This window comes from Pseudobacteroides cellulosolvens ATCC 35603 = DSM 2933 (assembly GCF_001262605.1).
GTDB classification, from domain to species: Bacteria; Bacillota; Clostridia; order Acetivibrionales; family DSM-2933; genus Pseudobacteroides; species Pseudobacteroides cellulosolvens.
On record NZ_LGTC01000001.1, the window covers coordinates 2,657,403 to 2,674,916 of the forward strand.

General features: G+C 36.8%; 15 protein-coding genes. All 15 read right to left on the reverse strand.

Going from position 1 to position 17,514, the window contains the following annotated elements; all coding sequences use genetic code 11:
• Positions 1–195: 195 nt before the first annotated feature.
• Positions 196–2,670, reverse strand: coding sequence for a leucine--tRNA ligase (leuS, locus tag Bccel_RS10690; RefSeq protein WP_036947320.1), 2,475 nt, complete (start codon positions 2,668–2,670; stop codon positions 196–198).
• A 145-nt stretch (positions 2,671–2,815) separates the two neighbouring features.
• Positions 2,816–3,157 carry a ribosome silencing factor gene (gene rsfS / locus Bccel_RS10695; protein ID WP_036947321.1) on the reverse strand — a complete coding sequence of 114 codons (342 nt, stop codon included), beginning with the start codon at positions 3,155–3,157 and terminating at the stop codon, positions 2,816–2,818.
• A 173-nt stretch (positions 3,158–3,330) separates the two neighbouring features.
• Entirely contained in the window at positions 3,331–3,876 is a 546-nt protein-coding gene (locus Bccel_RS10700) for a LytR C-terminal domain-containing protein (RefSeq protein ID WP_036947324.1), read from the reverse strand.
• A 162-nt stretch (positions 3,877–4,038) separates the two neighbouring features.
• Entirely contained in the window at positions 4,039–4,614 is a 576-nt protein-coding gene (gene yqeK / locus Bccel_RS10705; protein WP_036947326.1) for a bis(5'-nucleosyl)-tetraphosphatase (symmetrical) YqeK, read from the reverse strand.
• A gap of 66 nt (positions 4,615–4,680) precedes the next feature.
• Positions 4,681–5,307: a nicotinate-nucleotide adenylyltransferase gene (gene nadD / locus Bccel_RS10710; RefSeq protein ID WP_036947328.1), complete on the reverse strand. Its 627-nt coding sequence runs from the start codon at positions 5,305–5,307 to the stop codon at positions 4,681–4,683.
• 231 nt (positions 5,308–5,538) lie between these two features.
• Positions 5,539–6,507 (reverse strand): ROK family protein, encoded by a 969-nt coding sequence (locus Bccel_RS10715; RefSeq protein WP_036947330.1) that lies wholly within the window; start codon positions 6,505–6,507, stop codon positions 5,539–5,541.
• Positions 6,508–6,761: 254 nt separating this feature from the next.
• A complete protein-coding gene (gene purD, locus Bccel_RS10720) occupies positions 6,762–8,024 on the reverse strand; it encodes a phosphoribosylamine--glycine ligase (RefSeq protein ID WP_036947332.1) in 1,263 nt (420 codons plus the stop codon).
• Between the two features lie 53 nt (positions 8,025–8,077).
• Positions 8,078–9,622, reverse strand: a complete 1,545-nt coding sequence (gene purH, locus Bccel_RS10725; protein WP_036947336.1) for a bifunctional phosphoribosylaminoimidazolecarboxamide formyltransferase/IMP cyclohydrolase — start codon at positions 9,620–9,622, stop codon at positions 8,078–8,080.
• 74 nt (positions 9,623–9,696) lie between these two features.
• Positions 9,697–10,338, reverse strand: coding sequence for a phosphoribosylglycinamide formyltransferase (purN, locus tag Bccel_RS10730; RefSeq protein ID WP_036947338.1), 642 nt, complete (start codon positions 10,336–10,338; stop codon positions 9,697–9,699).
• Positions 10,332–11,354 carry a phosphoribosylformylglycinamidine cyclo-ligase gene (gene purM, locus Bccel_RS10735; RefSeq protein WP_036947341.1) on the reverse strand — a complete coding sequence of 341 codons (1,023 nt, stop codon included), beginning with the start codon at positions 11,352–11,354 and terminating at the stop codon, positions 10,332–10,334. The genes purN and purM overlap by 7 nt, the downstream gene beginning before the upstream one ends.
• 30 nt (positions 11,355–11,384) lie before the next feature.
• Positions 11,385–12,818, reverse strand: a complete 1,434-nt coding sequence (gene purF / locus Bccel_RS10740; protein ID WP_036947342.1) for an amidophosphoribosyltransferase — start codon at positions 12,816–12,818, stop codon at positions 11,385–11,387.
• Between the two features lie 39 nt (positions 12,819–12,857).
• The gene (gene purE / locus Bccel_RS10745) at positions 12,858–13,382 is read right to left on the reverse strand and encodes a 5-(carboxyamino)imidazole ribonucleotide mutase (protein WP_036947344.1); all 525 of its coding nucleotides are present in this window, start codon (positions 13,380–13,382) and stop codon (positions 12,858–12,860) included.
• Between the two features lie 358 nt (positions 13,383–13,740).
• Positions 13,741–14,709, reverse strand: coding sequence for an AEC family transporter (locus Bccel_RS10750; protein WP_036947346.1), 969 nt, complete (start codon positions 14,707–14,709; stop codon positions 13,741–13,743).
• A gap of 152 nt (positions 14,710–14,861) precedes the next feature.
• On the reverse strand, positions 14,862–16,397 hold the full coding sequence (guaA, locus tag Bccel_RS10755) for a glutamine-hydrolyzing GMP synthase (protein ID WP_036947348.1): 1,536 nt from the start codon (positions 16,395–16,397) through the stop codon (positions 14,862–14,864).
• Between the two features lie 163 nt (positions 16,398–16,560).
• Entirely contained in the window at positions 16,561–17,514 is a 954-nt protein-coding gene (gene mnmL / locus Bccel_RS10760) for a tRNA modification radical SAM protein MnmL/YtqA (protein ID WP_036947350.1), read from the reverse strand.

The window sequence follows — 17,514 nt, forward strand, 5'->3', positions numbered from 1 at the left end:
TTCTTAATTTATACAAGATTGTAACTTATATCTGCTTATATCTGCCAATTTTACATTATTTTATATTATGACACATTTTATAACTAAAAGCAATATAAAAAAGTTACATAATTTCTCAGACATAAAAAAAGATATACATCTAATACCAAATGCATATCTTTTTATTTTAGTAAAGTTGATAAATTTATTACATTTTTATTTAACAACAATGTTAACCAGTCTGCCAGGTACTGCAATAACCTTCACAACCGCTTTACCATCGATTAGCTCTTTAGTCTTATCATTACTTAGAGCAATTTCCTCTAATTCTTTTTGATTTAATTTTGAAGGAACAACAAGCTTATCCCTAACTTTTCCATTAATCTGTACCACTATCTCAATCTGATCCTTAACCAAAGCCTCTGTATCATACTTAGGCCACTGCTGGTTATGAACACTACCGCTTCTTCCCATAAGGCTCCAAAGCTCTTCAGTTGCATGAGGAATAAACGGTGCCAGCATAATTACCAAACTATCAACCGCCTCTTTTAACACAGCCTTATTTTTATCCTCGTCCTTAACCTTTTCCTTGTATGCATAAAGGGCGTTGATAAGCTCCATTACTGCACTTATAGCTGTATTAAAATTAAACCTCTCACCTATATCATCAGTTACTTTTTTAATTGTATAGTTTATAACATAGCGTATTTCCTTATCCTGTTCAGTTAATGATGATTTATCAATTTCTCCTGCATTCTTGATAAGCGGCAAAAACTCATCAATGATCCTCCAGACCCTGTTAATGAATCTGTAGCAGCCCTCAACTCCCTGATCACTCCACTCCAAGTCTTTTTCCGGTGGTGATGCAAAAAGTATAAATAGTCTTGCAGTATCTGCACCATATTTATCTATTATCTCCTCAGGGCTGACGACATTACCTACGGATTTTGACATTTTAATGCCATCCTTAAGAACCATACCCTGGGTAAGGAGGTTTTTGAATGGTTCTTCCTGGGATACATATCCCATGTCATGCAGTGCCTTCATAAAGAATCGAGAATACAGAAGATGCAAAATAGCATGCTCTACTCCACCAATATACTGATCTACTGGCATCCAGTAATCTGTGCTCTTTTTGCCGAAAGGCTCTTTACTGTTGCACGGATCTGTGTATCTTAAGTAATACCATGAAGAACACACGAAGGTATCCATTGTATCGACTTCTCTTCTGCCCACTTTTCCGCATTTCGGACACTTTGCAGCAACAAAGGATTGGCTGCCAGCCAGCGGCGATTCACCAACACCAGTAAACTTTACATCTGTAGGAAGTATTACTGGTAATTCCTCCTCAGGAACAGGAACTGTTCCACAGTCATCACAATATATAACAGGAATTGGGGCTCCCCAGTATCTCTGCCTTGATATCAGCCAGTCTCTGAGCCTGAAATTAATTTTTCTCTCGCCAAATCCCTTTTCTTCAATATAATCAATTATTTTACCTATAGCTTGGTCACTTTTTATTCCGTTAAACTTATCTGAATTTACTAAAAATCCTACTTCCTCAAAGGCACATTTCATTTCAGAAGTGTTAAGGGTAACACCATCCGGCTGAATAACCACTTTTAACGGAAGATTATATTTTTTAGAAAACTCAAAGTCCCTCTGGTCATGAGTAGGAACCGCCATAACGACACCAGTACCGTATTCGGCCAAAACATAATTTGCAAGATATAAAGGTACTTTGTCACCATTTAATGGATTAATGACATATCTTCCTGTAAATACCCCTTCTTTTTCAGTTTCATTTGAAGTTCTTGCAATTTCATTTAAAAACTTCATCTTCTCAATAAATTCATTACATTGCTTTTCCTGCTCTGTTCCAGCTATAAGCTCTTTTACAATAGAGTGCTCCGGTGCTATAACCATATAAGTAACACCATAAATAGTGTCAGGCCTTGTTGTGTAAACCCTGACGGATTTATCCATACCATCAACCTTAAAATCTACCTCAACACCTTCACTCCTGCCAATCCAATTCTGCTGCATGGTTTTAACCTTGTCAGGCCATCCATCAAGCATTTGTATATCATCTAAAAGCCTCTGTGCATATTTTGTTATCTTAAAATACCACTGCTCAAGATCTTTCTTGCCAACATCAGATTTACAACGCTCGCATTTTCCATTTACAACCTGCTCATTGGCAAGCACTGTTGTACATGATGGACACCAGTTTACAAAGGACTTTTTCTTATAAGCCAGTCCATTTTTATAAAGCTGCAAAAACATCCACTGCGTCCATTTGTAATAATCCGGATGGCAAGTGGCAACTTCCCTATCCCAATCGTAGCTTATACCAAGTTCCTTAAGCTGCCTTCTCATATTTTCTATATTCGACCAGGTCCAGTCATTTGGATGTATTCCCCTCTTGATTGCAGCATTTTCAGCCGGCAAACCAAAAGAATCCCATCCCATAGGATGAAGAACATTAAACCCGTTCATTTTCTTATACCTTGCAACAACATCACCAATTGAATAGTTTCTTACATGACCCATATGAAGATTTCCTGACGGGTATGGAAACATCTCAAGCACATAGTACTTTTCCTTATCATTATCGGAGACCTTAAATACTTTTTCTTTCTCCCATAAATCCTGCCATTTCTTTTCTATTTCTCTATAGTTATAATGCATAGAGGTACCTCCATTGTAATAATGAGCTTTAATTTATGATAAGTCACGATCAAAAAATAACTTCCGCTATAAATTTCGCTCATGTGTTGACTTAACTCGTCAACACCCGCTCAAAAGCGGAAGTAATTTTTTAATCATACCTAAATTACACTTTATATGACAAAACACCATCGGCCCACAGCCTTTCAAGATTATAAAACCCTCTGTCCTCTTCATGGAATATATGAACAACAACATCACCATAATCAAGTAATATCCATCGTGCACTATTATATCCTTCCTTATGAATGCACCTTTGACCCAGTTCTTCCATTTTTTCTTCCAACTCGTCAGCTAATGTTTTAATATGTGTTGAGGAAGTACCGTTACAAATAACAAAATAATCAGACAAAATAGATATATTTTCAATACTAATTACATTAATATCTTTAGCTTTTTTGCTATCTAAAATCTCAACGATTTTATCAACCATTTCTTTTGAATCCAATACAGCTTCATCCCTCTCACTATCAAATTTTATTCACAATCCTAAAATGAATTATACTATTAATAATATTATTTGTGAACTAAATGTTTTTCAATAATAATTTTACGTTAACGATTTTTTCCTTAGGAATGGCTAAGAAATATCATCTGCTATAAATTTCACTTATGCCTTGTCTATGGTAGATAATCGCCACCTAAGATAATTGTTACATCCACTTTGGTATTTTTTATCGATTCCTTAGACAATCTTCCTATCTTAATTAGCTTTATTACATCATCACCATAGCCATTATTGTTTCTCTCAATCACTTTTGTCTTACTGGTAAATTTACCCGATTTAACGGATATTACTTTAAGTCCGCTATTTTTCAAAGTATTGCCCAAACTTGTTCCCACACCTTTTTTGCCTGTACTGTTTATTATTTCAACCCTAATACTCGATGTCTTTTTTTCACTGTCTGAGCTTATACTATTTTTTTCTTTTGGCTCACTGGTATTCTCAGCAGTCTTCTGTTCCTCAACTACAGGAGTCGGAACTTCCTTTTTTTGGGCAGTCGCAACTGTTTGTTGTGCAGCAGGCTTTCCCTTTGCAAATATCCTCGAATCCTTAGTGAAGTTCACTGCCACAACCAGTGATAGAACAATAATTACTATGGACCCGAACAAGAGAAAAATATGTTCAAAATGGTCCAATATATGCTTCTTATTTGACTTTGACACTTTAAACCATCTCCTTAAGCTCCATAATTCCTGCAATTTAATATTTTCTAAATTAAAAGTGTTAATGATCTTACATTTGGCAGAGCAAATAACGAACGGTTTTAGCGGAATTTGCGACAGGCAAATGTAAAAGATTAATCACTTTTAATATAAATTAAAAGGTTACTCACATTTAATTGCATGGCTTAGAATAAAATTCCTTGCATTTATGGCATCAACATGTATAAGTCCCTTTTTTTCGATTATATGTGATATTGTTTTATCAAGAGCCATCAGCATCACCCTGTCAATGTTCTTAAAGGCTTCCTTTCTAGCCTCTTCAACACCTTGAAAGTTTCTGCCGGGCTCAATATAATCTGCAATAAATATAATTTTTTCAAGCATGTCCATATCAGCTCGTCCAGTTGTATGGTATTTTATTGCCTGTAGGATATGTGGATCCTTTATACCATACTCTTCTTTTGCAATCTCCGCACCAATTGATCCATGCAGAAGCGAAGGCTGAATTCTGGAAATCTCATCTATACAAATCCCATATTTTTCGCAGGCTTTAAAAGCTTCCGCTCCTTTTACTTCTCTGGCACAGTCATGAAGCAGCCCGGAAATTGCAGCTTTATCCCTGTCAACATCATTAATCAAAGCAAGCTCCACTGCTGTTTCCATAACTCCCACCGAATGCTTGAATCTCTTTTTTGAAAGAGTTTTCTCCAATTTGCTTTTTATTTCATCAATTGTCATATACATTTGCCCTTCTATACATTTTAAATCTTTATTCCCTGTATAAAAAGCAATTATTTTTTATATTTATCTATCGCTTTTTATATATAAATTGTTTCTATAAATATATTCTTCAACACACTCAGGCAGTAAATACTTTATGGATTTACCCTCCTTAATTCTATTCCTTATATCTGTTGATGAAATCTGAACCATCGGAATATTTGCAACTATAATGTCCGCATTATATTGTTTTTTTAGGTGTTCAATCTCACTATAAAAACTTTCATCAATATAATCAGGTCTAAGGGCAGATATGAATTTGCACATGGTGAATAATTCCTCAAAGTTTTTCCATGTTGTCAATTCTTTAACCACATCAGCACCTGTTATAAAATACAGTTGTGCCTTTTCCCCGTAAATCCTTTTAAAATGTTTTACTGTATCTATTGTATAAGTGTATCCTTCTCGTTCCACCTCTACACTCGAAACCTCAAAGTGGGGATTTGTATAGACAGCCTTTTTAACCATATTAAGCCGGTCTATAGGGGATGTGACATTCTTATGTTTTTTATGAGGCGGCATTCCCGTTGGCACAAATATAACCTTATCCAGCCCAATTGTATTTCTTATATTTTCTGCTACTATAAGATGTCCATAATGTATAGGATCAAAAGTCCCACCTGAAATTCCAATCTTAATATATCCTGGCATAGTTGTTCTCCAAAATTTTGCTCCATATATTATAGCATAAATAATCCTAATTATAAAGGAAAATGATTTTTATAATTAGGATCATTAACACTTTTAATTTAGAAGCTGATTTAAATTATAAAGGCATGCTGAAAATATAACTTCCCGCATAATTTCGCTTTCTAAGTTAACTTAACTCGTGAACACACGCTCAAAACTGGAAGTAATATTTCAATCATGCCTAAAGTCAGATTACTTGCCCCATTTCTCCATAATAAGAGCCAATGAGCCGTACAAAATTGAGTCATCCCCAAGCTTTGACTGGACAATTTCAGTTCCTTCCAATACTGCAGGCATGGAGAATCTTTTAATCTTCTCCTGTAATGCCGGAAGCATATAACTACCCAGGGCTTCAAATACCCCGCCGCCAAGTATAAGCATGTTGGGATTGAATATATTTATCAAAGAACCTGCTCCGGCTGCAAGATAATAGACAGCCTTATCAACTACCTCTAATGCAAGTTCATCCTTCTCATCTATAGCCCTTTTTAGAACTTTGCTTTTTATAATAGTTGTATCTTCGCCCATCAATTCCTTTAAAATAGTTTTTCTTCCCCTTAGCATTTGTGATCTAATTTCCCTGGTTATGGCAATCTTGCTGGCATAAGCTTCAAGACATCCTCTTTGGCCGCAGTTGCAATAAGGTCCTTCTGTATTTATAATCATGTGACCCACTTCAGTTCCTGAATGTTTTGCACCTGCATAAAGCTTATTGTTTATTATAACACCACCGCCTATTCCGGTTCCTACAAATATACCTACTATATTCTCCTTACCTTTACCAGCACCATATTTCCACTCACCAAGAACCCCCATTTTTACATCATTCCCTATATGAAAAGGAACATTAAACCTTCCTTCAATTACTTTTTTAATATTATAGTTTCTCCAGGGAATATTAGGGGTAAAAATGATTTCTCCCGTACCTTCATTTATTATCCCAGGTGCACCAGCACCAATTGCAGCAAGGCTTTCCCGGTTCATTTGTGACTTTATAATAAGCTCCTCAACAATACCAGTAATTCTTTCCTCTATCTTCTCCTGACCCTCTTCTGCCTTTGTTTTCTTCTTAACTGTGCAAACTATCTTCAAGTTTTCATCAAAAACTGCACCTAAGACCTTTGTTCCACCTATGTCCAGGCATATATAAGCTTTCTTCATAAACATCAACTCCAATTAAATTTTGTACTCTCCTTAATTCTACATGGCACTGAAAATATCCTTCATGATATAACTTGCCAGATACCTATATTACACCATTATTTTCTATATTAAAATTGATAAATCTACTACATTTGTCTGATGCAAATCTATTAAAATCAATTGATCTTTCCATTTGTTAATATAGACATAAATAAATTAAAGGCAAGGACTTTTCATATCCCTTGCCTTAATCTTAAAATAGTCAGGAATTGTTAATATTTTATCCCGATATCTTTTCTAAAATGTGCACCTGTAAACTTAATTTTCTCAACAGCCTGGTAGGCTTTTTCTATAGCTTGTTCCATGGTAGGCTCAAGTACCGTAACGCCCAATACCCTTCCACCTGCAGTATAGAATCTTCCATTTTCATGTTTAGTACCCGCATGGAATACTACTGTATTGGAATCATGTTCTGCATCGGCAAGCCCTGATATTTCAAAACCAGTGTCATATTTGCCTGGATAACCGCCTGATGCCATAACAACGCAAACTGCGGCACCATTGCTCCACTTAATATCGATATCACTTAATTTCTCATCAATTACTGCATTGAATATTTCAACCAAGTCACTCTCTAATTGAGGAAGAACAACCTGTGTTTCAGGATCACCAAACCTGGCATTGTACTCGAGAACCTTAGGACCATCCTTGGTTATTATAAAACCAAAATAAATAACTCCTTTGAATTTTCTATTTTCCTTATTCATTGCGTCAATTGTAGGCTTCATTACTTTTTCCATACAAAAATGAGCTATCTCAGAAGTATATATCTTACTAGGTGCAAATGTGCCCATTCCACCCGTATTAGGTCCCTCGTCATTGTCATATGCCCTTTTATGATCCTGAGAACTAACCATAGGCTTTATTGTCTTTCCATCGGTAAATGCCAAAATAGAAACTTCAGGCCCAACAAGAAATTCCTCAATTACAACTTTGTTTCCAGCATTTCCAAAAACCTTGTCATTCATCATGCTGTTTACAGCTTCTAAAGCCTGGTCCAAGTCCTGAGCTATTATAACTCCTTTTCCCAGTGCCAGCCCGTCAGCTTTAATTACTAAAGGATATTCCTGATGCTTCAAATACTCCACAGCATTCTCGTAATTATCAAATGTCTCATATTTTGCTGTTGGAATTGAATATTTTTTCATTAAATCCTTTGCAAATGCCTTACTTCCCTCAATAATTGCAGCATTTTTATATGGTCCGAAGGCCCTTATGCCGGCTTTTTCCAATTCATCAACCATTCCGGCAGCTAATGGATCATCCGGTGCAACAACTACCAAGTCAATCATGTTTTCTTTCGAAAATTTAACAATTCCGTCTATATCCATGGCTTTTATGGGTACACACTCAGCTAGCGTAGATATACCGCCATTTCCAGGGGCACAATACAATTTACTAACCAATGGACTCTGTGCTATTTTCCATATAATCGTATGTTCACGTCCGCCACTACCTACAACCAGAACTTTCATTGTTATCCTCCCTTTTTGGGAAAACAATTCCCCAAACATTCTTCATTCCTTGCTTAATGCTTAAAGTGTCTCATACCGGTAAAAATCATAGCAATTCCATGTTTATTACATTCATCGATGGAAGCTTGATCATTCATTGATCCGCCCGGTTGAATTATTGCCTTAATTCCAGCTGCTGCAGCTGCTTCAACACAATCGGGGAATGGGAAGAATGCATCTGATGCAAGAACTGCACCTTTTGTTCTTTCTCCGCCGTACTCAATTGCTATCTTAGCTGCCATAATCCTGTTTGTCTGGCCAGGTCCTACGCCTAATGTCTGCTTACCCTTCGCCACGACTATACCATTGGATTTAGTGTGCTTTACAACTTTCATCGCAAACAGAAGTTCCTCAATTTGCTTTTCATCCGGTCTTTTCTCAGTGACAAACTTTATTTCCTCTTTATTGACACATTCACGATTCACATTTTGAACCAGAAGTCCTCCTGCTACCTTTTTCATGTCATAGCTTCCTTCCGGAACAGGTGCCCCAATGTTTTCCAATTGCATAATTCTAATGTTTTTCTTCTTTGAAAGAACTGCCATCGCTTCATCAGTAAATGAAGGTGCAATTATTATTTCAACAAATATTTTATTTATTTCTTCTGCTGTCTTAATGTCAATCTCCCTATTTGCAGCTATAATACCGCCAAATATTGATACAGGATCTGCTTCATAAGCCTTTACATATGCATCATATATATCGTCGCTGCTTGCTACTCCGCATGGGTTGGCGTGCTTTACTGCAACAACAGTAGGCTCACTGAATTCTTTTAAAAGCTCAAGTGCACCATTGGCATCGTTGATATTGTTATACGAAAGCTCCTTGCCGTGAAGTTGCTTTGCAGATGTTATACAACCCTTATTTGCCCCTACTTCCTTATAGAAAACTGCTTTTTGGTGAGGATTTTCACCATACCTCATATCCTGAACCTTTTCAAATGTAAGAGTCATTGTTTCAGGGAAATTGTCCTCGCCAATCTTTTCTCTTAAATATTTTGCTATAAGAGTATCATAGTGGCATGTATGTTCAAAAACCTTATAGGCAAGTTTAAACTTTGTCTTTAATGATACATCCTTTGATGATTTCAATTCTTCTATTACTTTTATGTAATCAGAAGGGTCAACTATTACAGAAACATCCTGGTAATTCTTTGCTGCCGCACGAAGCATTGTGGGACCACCTATGTCTATGTTCTCAATCGCATCATGAAGTTCAACATTTTCTTTGAGAATTGTCTGCTTAAATGGATATAAATTTATTATAACCATGTCAATAGGCTCTATACCCAATTCTGCTATTTGTTTCATGTGATCTGGATTACTTCTCATTGCAAGAAGTCCGCCGTGAACTTTTGGGTGCAGGGTTTTAACTCTACCGTCAAGGCACTCGGGAAAGCCTGTGATATCAGATATATTAATTACTTTGATTCCAGCATCATTTAAGGTTTTATAGGTTCCGCCCGTTGATATTATTTCCACTCCCATACCTTGAAGCTCTTTAGCAAAATCTACGATTCCAGTCTTATCAGATACGCTTATTAAAGCTCTTTTAACCATATTAACTCTCCTTCTAAAAATTTTAATATTTAGGAAAACATGGTGTCATTCCACCATGTTTTGTTCTATTAAGGTTATAATTTTTTTATATCTGGCAAAATTTTGACTCTTCTTCCTTCCACCACAATTCTTCCCTGGGAATAAAGCTTGATAGCCTCAGGCAAAATTTGCCACTCCACTTCCTCCATCACTCGCTTCTGTAAGCTTTCAGGAGTATCATCATCATTAATATGTACAGCTTTTTGAAGAATTATAGGTCCCGCATCAGCTTCAAGTTCAACGAAATGTACCGTTGCACCGGTTACCTTTACTCCGTATTCAATAGCCTTTTGATGAGGGATCAGCCCATAATAGCCTTTCCCGCAAAAGGACGGTATTAACGATGGATGAACATTTATAATTCTATTCTTGTAATGATTATTGAACCTTTCTCCAAGTAAGGATAGGAATCCCGCAAGAACAACCAGCTCAACACCATGCCTTTCCAAGCTGTCAATCAGTGCCGTATCAAATTCATCCAGTGAGGAATAGCTCTTTCTTGATATAACCTCGGAAGGAATGTTGTGCTTTTCAGCCCTCTTAAGGGCATACACATCATCTTTGCTGGACACAACAGTTACAACAGAACAGTTGCCCAGTTCTCCGCTGTCCATTTTATCCAAAATAGCCTGAAGATTTGTTCCTCCGCCAGAAACAAGAACACCTATTCTTAACATATATCTACTCCGGCCTCTCCCTTAATAATTTCACCTATGAGATAAGCTTCTTCTTTATCCTTGTTGAGATACCCTAGTACTTCCTGTGCTATATCACTATCTACAGCAATTACCATTCCAATCCCCATATTAAATGTATTGTAAATATCCCTTTCACCAATATTGCCAATGCTTTGCAACAACTTGAAAATAGGCAGTACAGGCCAGGTTCCTTTATTAATCTTAACTCTCAAGCCTTGAGGTACCATCCTTGGAATATTTTCAATAAAGCCTCCGCCAGTTATATGGGAAATACCCTTTATTTCGTAGCGATTTATTAAATCCAGCACTGTTTTAACATAGATTCTCGTAGGCTTTATAAGTTCATCACCCATTTTGCATCCTAAAGCTTCAACATACTCCTGAAGCTTTTCCTTTGAAGGATTAAGGAGCTTTCTTACCAGGGAATAACCATTGCTGTGCAGTCCGGATGATGGAAGTCCTATTAGTTTGTCGCCTGCTTTTATGCTTTTTCCATCAATAATCTTGCTCTTATCAACTATACCTACAGCAAAGCCAGCCATATCATAGTCTTCATCAGCATAAAACCCCGGCATTTCCGCAGTTTCACCGCCAATTAAGGAGCAGCCCGACATAACACATCCATCCGAAACTCCCTTTACAATGTCTGCTACCTTTTCAGGCTTGTTCTTTCCAACAGCAATATAGTCAAGAAAAAATAACGGCTCCGCACCGCTGCACACTATGTCATTTACACACATAGCAACACAGTCAATTCCTACAGAATCATGCTTATCCAGCAGAAAAGCTATTTTTAGCTTTGTTCCAACTCCATCGGTACCGGATACTAAAACAGGTTCACTGTACTTGTCCTTACATAATGAAAATAAGCCTCCAAACCCGCCCAAGTCTGTCATAACTTCAGGTCTGAACGTCTTTTTAACATGGCCTTTCATAAGCTCAACGGCCTTATACCCAGCCTCAACGTCAACCCCTGCATCTTTATAGGTCGCCATTTTCCATCCTCCAAATTCAAAATTCTATAATTAACATTTTTTTTGTAAACCATCACATGAAAATTTGTTACCTTCTGCAGGAACATGCATAGGGTAATTTCCATCAAAGCATGCCTTGCAAAACCTGCTTTTAGATCCTATAGGAGTACTTATAAGCCCGTCAATACTTAAATAACTAAGTGTGTCAGCACCTATCATTTCCCTGATTTCATCCACTGAGTGGCATGCAGCAGTAAGATGCTGTCTCGAAGGCGTGTCAATACCAAAATAACAAGGCCATTTAACAGGCGGCGAACTAATCTTCAAGTGAACCTCAGTCGCACCGGCATCCCTAAGTAATTGAACAATTCTTTTACTGGTAGTCCCTCTAACTATGGAATCATCTACCATTATTACCCTTTTGCCTTCTACTGCATTCTTCATGGCATTAAGCTTTATCCTAACGCTCATTTCACGTTTTCCCTGATCAGGTTGTATAAAGGTTCTTCCTACATATCTATTCTTTATAAATCCTTGTGCATATGGTATCCCTGACTGTTCCGAATACCCTAAAGCTGCTGTAATTCCGGAGTCGGGCACACCTATAACCAAATCTGCATTAACAGGGTTTTCCATGGCAAGCAATCTACCTGCTTCAAATCTTGCCCTGTAAACACTTGCCCCGTCTATAAAGCTGTCAGGTCTTGCAAAGTATATATGTTCAAATATACAAAGTTTTGATTCTTTGGACAAATTAGTCTTTATGCTAACAAGTCCATCCTCACTGACTGCCACAATTTCTCCAGGTTCTACATCCCTTATGAAGTTTGCACCTATAGCATCTAGTGCACAGCTCTCGGACGCAAGAACATATGAATCATCAAGCATACCTATGCATAAAGGCCTTATTCCTAATGGATCTCTTATTCCCAGCAGCTTTTTCGGTGTCAGAATAACAAGTGCATAAGATCCCTTTACTTCTTTCATCATCTCAGTAATAGCTTCCTCTATACTGTTATTATGCCCTCTATATCTGGAAATTAAGTATGCCATAACCTCAGAATCAATGGTAGACTGAAATATGGCACCATTTTCCTCAAGCTTTTCTCTTATTTCAGAAGCATTAACCAGATTACCATTGTGGGCCAAGGCCATTTTTCCATCCTTGTATTTGACAACAAGGGGTTGAGCATTAGCAAGAAGGCTGGCACCGGTAGTAGAGTAACGTACATGTCCAATTGCCGCTTTGCCCTGTAGTTCATCTAGAATCTTTTCACTAAAGACCTCAGGTACAAGCCCCATGGCCTTATGATGATCTATGTCTCCCTCATTGTTTACAGCAATACCGCAGCTTTCTTGTCCTCTGTGCTGCAGTGCATACAATGCATAATAGCTTAGACTTGCAACATCATGGCTGTTATTGCTGAGAATACCGAAAACTCCACATTCTTCCCTGAATTTATCCGGTCTAATATATTCATTCATAAACTAACTCCTTAAAATACTGACTTTATACACCCTTTACTATATATCCCACTTTCCATCAACAAGCTTACTCTGCAGTGCTTGGTTCTTTTCTTCAACTTTCAATGCCAATTTCTTTTTAAACGATTTCATCTCTTCTCTTAATCCCGGATAGCCTACTGACAGTATTTGAACTGCGAGTATGGCAGCATTCTCTGCACCATCAATAGCCACTGTTGCTACTGGTATGCCGCTTGGCATCTGAACTATTGACAAAAGTGCATCCATCCCGTCTAATGTGGATGATTTTATTGGGACACCAATTACAGGCAGTGTAGTATATGCAGCTAATACCCCCGGCAAATGAGCAGCTTTACCTGCTGCCGCAATAATAACATCTATTCCGTTTTCCTCCGCCTTTTTGGCAAAATCAGATGCCTTTTCAGGTGTTCTATGTGCAGAACAAACCATAACATCAACCTTTATGTTGAATTCCTGTAAAAGCTTGATACATCCTTTAAGTGTAGGTAAATCAGAGTCACTGCCCATTACAATAGCAACTCTTGCATCTTTAGAAGAACACATATAAACCTCCATAAAATTATATTTTTATATTAAATTTGAAAGATTAATTTTAAAGTATTAACAAATAATTAACTGGTCAATGGGGCATTTTCCAAAAGCAGAATTAATGATATTACACAAAAAATACTTGAACAATGTATTTTTTGAAATGCCCAAAATTATAGTATCAAATCACTCTGCTGTTTGTCAATTTAAAGAGGCAATAATTACGAACATTTTTTGATTTTTTTTTAATAATATTCGTAATTATTGCTTGTGAATTTTAAAAAACGGTAAATTTATATCATTAATTTGCATATTAATCATCAATTATCCGAATATTTACCTTTGAGATTGCCAAATATAAGATATGATGTGTTTAAACTAGTCCTGCTATAAATGGCAATGTAAATATACAAATTATAGTTGAAAAAAATACGTTCTCAGTAGCAAATCTATAATCAGAATCATACTGTGAAGCCAGTGCAGGAACAATTGTCCCGCAAGGCATAGCAAGCTGTATAACTATAATGCCCTTTGCCATGGGGGATATAAAATTTCCGGTAAGTTTCAGTACAAAGAAAGCAAAAAATGGTATTATCAGAAGCTTGAACATACTAAGGATAAGAGAAGGATATCTTTTTAGCAAATCATTCTTATTTTTTATTTTAACCTCTGAAAGAATCAATCCAATAAACAGCATTGAAAGGGTAAAAGTTGTCTCACCAAGCGGCTTTAACGTACCATAAACCACATCATATACTGCTCTAACCGCTGCATTATGCTCTATAATGCCTTGCAAATTTATGATTATACATATTATTCCCAGAGTAAAGGCTATTGTATTGCCGTTTATAAGATGCTTGAGATTGTCTTTCCAACTGTTCTCTTTGTGCTTGTTTACCAGGTAAATTCCCAATGTCCATAACAATGTATCATTCGCCAGATTATAAAACACTGCATATGTCAATGCCAGCTTTACACTTGCCGGGTCATATACTGAGCTTATAAGCGGAAATGCCAAAAACACAACATTACCAAAGACAAAATGCATTTTGAACATGCTTTTCGTTGCCACACTCATTTTAAGGCTTTTGCTCAATATAAAACCTACAAAAAAAGAAAATCCCATGAATATAAGCCCTAAGACATATATCCATATTCCATTGCCAAGCTCCTCATTTGTAATCTTGTTTCCCGCCAATGTGATAAAAATCAATACAGGTGCTGTGACTTTAACTACTACTCTTGATAAAATAACACCGGAATTTTCCGGCAAGTAACCTGTTTTACCAGCTATAAAACCAATGAATGCCAGGATTCCCAGCATAATTATTTTTATAGTCATTTAATACAACCTCCAGAATCGCCTTGCATATTTCTTTGTTAAAAATGATATTACTTCTACAACAATCATAAGAAATATCACCTTTTAATATTGAATAAAACGCAATAATATAAAGGGGTTTTTAGGCCCCTTTTTTTGTATCATTTAAATTATTATTCCCACTCGATGGTAGCCGGCGGCTTGCTTGTGATGTCATAAACAATTCTGTTAATATGCTTTACCTCGTTTACTATTCTATTGGAAATCTTCTCTAAAATATCATATGGTATCCTTGCCCAGTCAGCTGTCATAAAATCCGTTGTAGTTACCGCCCTTAAGGCCAATGTATAATCATAGGTTCTTTCATCCCCCATAACACCAACACTGCGCATTCCTGTGAGCACCGTAAAGTACTGATTTATCTGTCTATCCAAACCTACGTTGGCAATTTCTTCTCTAAATATATGATCAGAGTCCTTAAGAATTTCCAGCTTATCCTTTGTAATATCTCCAATGATTCGTATTGCTAAGCCAGGCCCAGGGAAAGGCTGCCTCCATACTATCTCTGCAGGTATTCCAAGCTCCTCGCCCACTCTTCTTACTTCATCCTTGAAAAGATTTCTCAAGGGCTCGATTATTTCCTTAAAATCAACGTAATCAGGAAGTCCTCCTACATTATGGTGGCTTTTAATAACTGCTGCATTACCGACTCCACTCTCAATAACATCGGGATAAATGGTTCCTTGAACAAGAAAATCGACTTTTCCGATCTTCTTAGCCTCTTCCTCAAAAACTCTTATAAATTCTTCACCTATTATTTTTCTCTTAGTCTCAGGTTCCGATATACCTGATAGCTTTTCCAAAAATCTGTCTTCTGCATTCACTCTTATGAGGTTTAGATCAAACTGCTCCTTAAATACCTGCTCAACCTGATCTCCCTCATACTTTCTAAGAAGACCATGATCAACAAAAATACATGTAAGCTGCTTGCCAATAGCTTTATGAATCATTATAGCCGCTACAGATGAATCCACACCGCCTGATAATGCACACAAAACCTTCTTATCTCCAACTTTTTCCTTTATTGCCTTTATAGACTGTTCAACAAAGGATGACATTATCCAATCTCCAGAACAGCCGCATACATTATATAAAAAGTTTCTCAAAACATCCATTCCTCTTGGTGTATGAGATACTTCCGGATGAAACTGCACTCCGTAGAATTTCTTTTCTTTATTTTCCATAGCTGCATTACAGCAGTTGCCGGACGATGCAATACAATTAAATCCCTCAGGGAGCTTACTTACAAAATAAGTATGGCTCATCCAACATGTTGTGTCCTTGTCAATTCCGCTAAAGAGCTTGCCGTCGGTATTAAGAGTAATATCATTTTTACCGTATTCCCTTTGTGCCGCTCTCTCAACACTTCCCCCCAGCATTACTCCCATTAATTGCATTCCATAGCATATACCTAAAATTGGTACTCCCAAATTAAATATTTCCTTGTCGCAGAAAGGTGCACCTGCATCAAGTACTGAAGCAGGACCGCCGGAAAATATAATACCCTTTGGATTTAACGATTTTATCTTCTCAATAGAAACATTGTAAGGCAAAACCTCACAATACACATCTGCTTCTCTTACTCTTCTGGCAATTAGCTGATTATATTGAGCTCCAAAATCAAGCACTATTATCAATTCATTGTTCAAAATAACAACCCCTTACATTAATTCTTTTGTTAAATTTATAACATAATCACAAAGTGATTTTTTGACCCTGTAATCATTTAATAATTATATAGGATTTTATTGATATATGCAAAGTATAATTTGACTTTATTGCAAAACAAATTTACGTAATTTTTTTCGCGAATTATTGTGTATTTTTAAACAAATGACCGCAGGCACTCCCATTAAGGTAATTGAATTTTAACCCCTGAAACCTGTTTTCTTCAAGCATTTTCGCCTCAATCATGTCATGTATTTTCCACCAACTTGTCCCCCAGTTGCAAAAAAGGGATCTCTCCTTTGGAGCTCTTCCGATAATCCTCTGAATAACAATCTCAGGTGATAAAAACTCTAAGAATGTAATTATTCTTTCGATATATTCTTCAAGAGACACAGGCTCAATAAGACCTTTCTTAAATAAGTCCCCCATCCCTGTACCTTCTAGAATATACATGGAATGGCACTTTACCTGGTCTACCCCCAAAGCAGATATTATCCTTGCTCCCTCCATCACATCATCCATGTTATCCATCGGAAGATCAACTATATAATGGGCACAAGTCATAAGATTATACTTCTTTATACGAATTGCAGCATCTATAAACTCAGCTAGGAGGTGTCCCCTGGAAATTGCCTTCAGGGTATGATAATTCACAGTCTGTAGTCCAAGTTCAATAACAATATCAATATTCATATTGTTTTTTATTTCCTGCAAAAAAGAAAGCTGCATGTCATTTATGCAGTCAGGCCTGGTAGAAATATATATGGCAACAACACCATTTACGCATGAGTCATTAATGTATTCTTTAAATCTTTCCATGGACAGATAAGTGTTTGTATAGTTCTGAAAGTATATGATGAACTTCTCAGCCTTATACTTTTCCCCTATATACCTGGTATTAATCTCTATTTGTTTCTTAACAGAAAGCTGGTTCGAAAGATTTTCAAACCCTGCTCCTTCCTCACCGCAAAAAAGACACCCGTTTGTTCCGATGCTTCCATCCCTGTTAGGACAAGTAACGGGAATATTAACGGGTATCTTATATACTTTGGTGCCATACTTTTTTCTTAAATAATCGGAAAACTTGTTATAATACAT

What these genes read in the sequence shown, in the direction of transcription:
- leuS (WP_036947320.1), bottom strand. Translation starts at nt 2,670, where the DNA reads ATGCATTATAACTATAGAGAAATAGAAAAGAAATGGCAGGATTTATGG.
- yqeK (WP_036947326.1), bottom strand. Translation starts at nt 4,614, where the DNA reads ATGACAATTGATGAAATAAAAAGCAAATTGGAGAAAACTCTTTCAAAA.
- nadD (WP_036947328.1), bottom strand. Translation starts at nt 5,307, where the DNA reads ATGCCAGGATATATTAAGATTGGAATTTCAGGTGGGACTTTTGATCCT.
- Bccel_RS10715 (WP_036947330.1), bottom strand. Translation starts at nt 6,507, where the DNA reads ATGAAGAAAGCTTATATATGCCTGGACATAGGTGGAACAAAGGTCTTA.
- purD (WP_036947332.1), bottom strand. Translation starts at nt 8,024, where the DNA reads ATGAAAGTTCTGGTTGTAGGTAGTGGCGGACGTGAACATACGATTATA.
- purH (WP_036947336.1), bottom strand. Translation starts at nt 9,622, where the DNA reads ATGGTTAAAAGAGCTTTAATAAGCGTATCTGATAAGACTGGAATCGTA.
- purN (WP_036947338.1), bottom strand. Translation starts at nt 10,338, where the DNA reads ATGTTAAGAATAGGTGTTCTTGTTTCTGGCGGAGGAACAAATCTTCAG.
- purM (WP_036947341.1), bottom strand. Translation starts at nt 11,354, where the DNA reads ATGGCGACCTATAAAGATGCAGGGGTTGACGTTGAGGCTGGGTATAAG.
- purF (WP_036947342.1), bottom strand. Translation starts at nt 12,818, where the DNA reads ATGAATGAATATATTAGACCGGATAAATTCAGGGAAGAATGTGGAGTT.
- purE (WP_036947344.1), bottom strand. Translation starts at nt 13,382, where the DNA reads ATGTGTTCTTCTAAAGATGCAAGAGTTGCTATTGTAATGGGCAGTGAC.
- Bccel_RS10750 (WP_036947346.1), bottom strand. Translation starts at nt 14,709, where the DNA reads ATGACTATAAAAATAATTATGCTGGGAATCCTGGCATTCATTGGTTTT.
- mnmL (WP_036947350.1), bottom strand. Translation starts at nt 17,514, where the DNA reads ATGTATTATAACAAGTTTTCCGATTATTTAAGAAAAAAGTATGGCACC.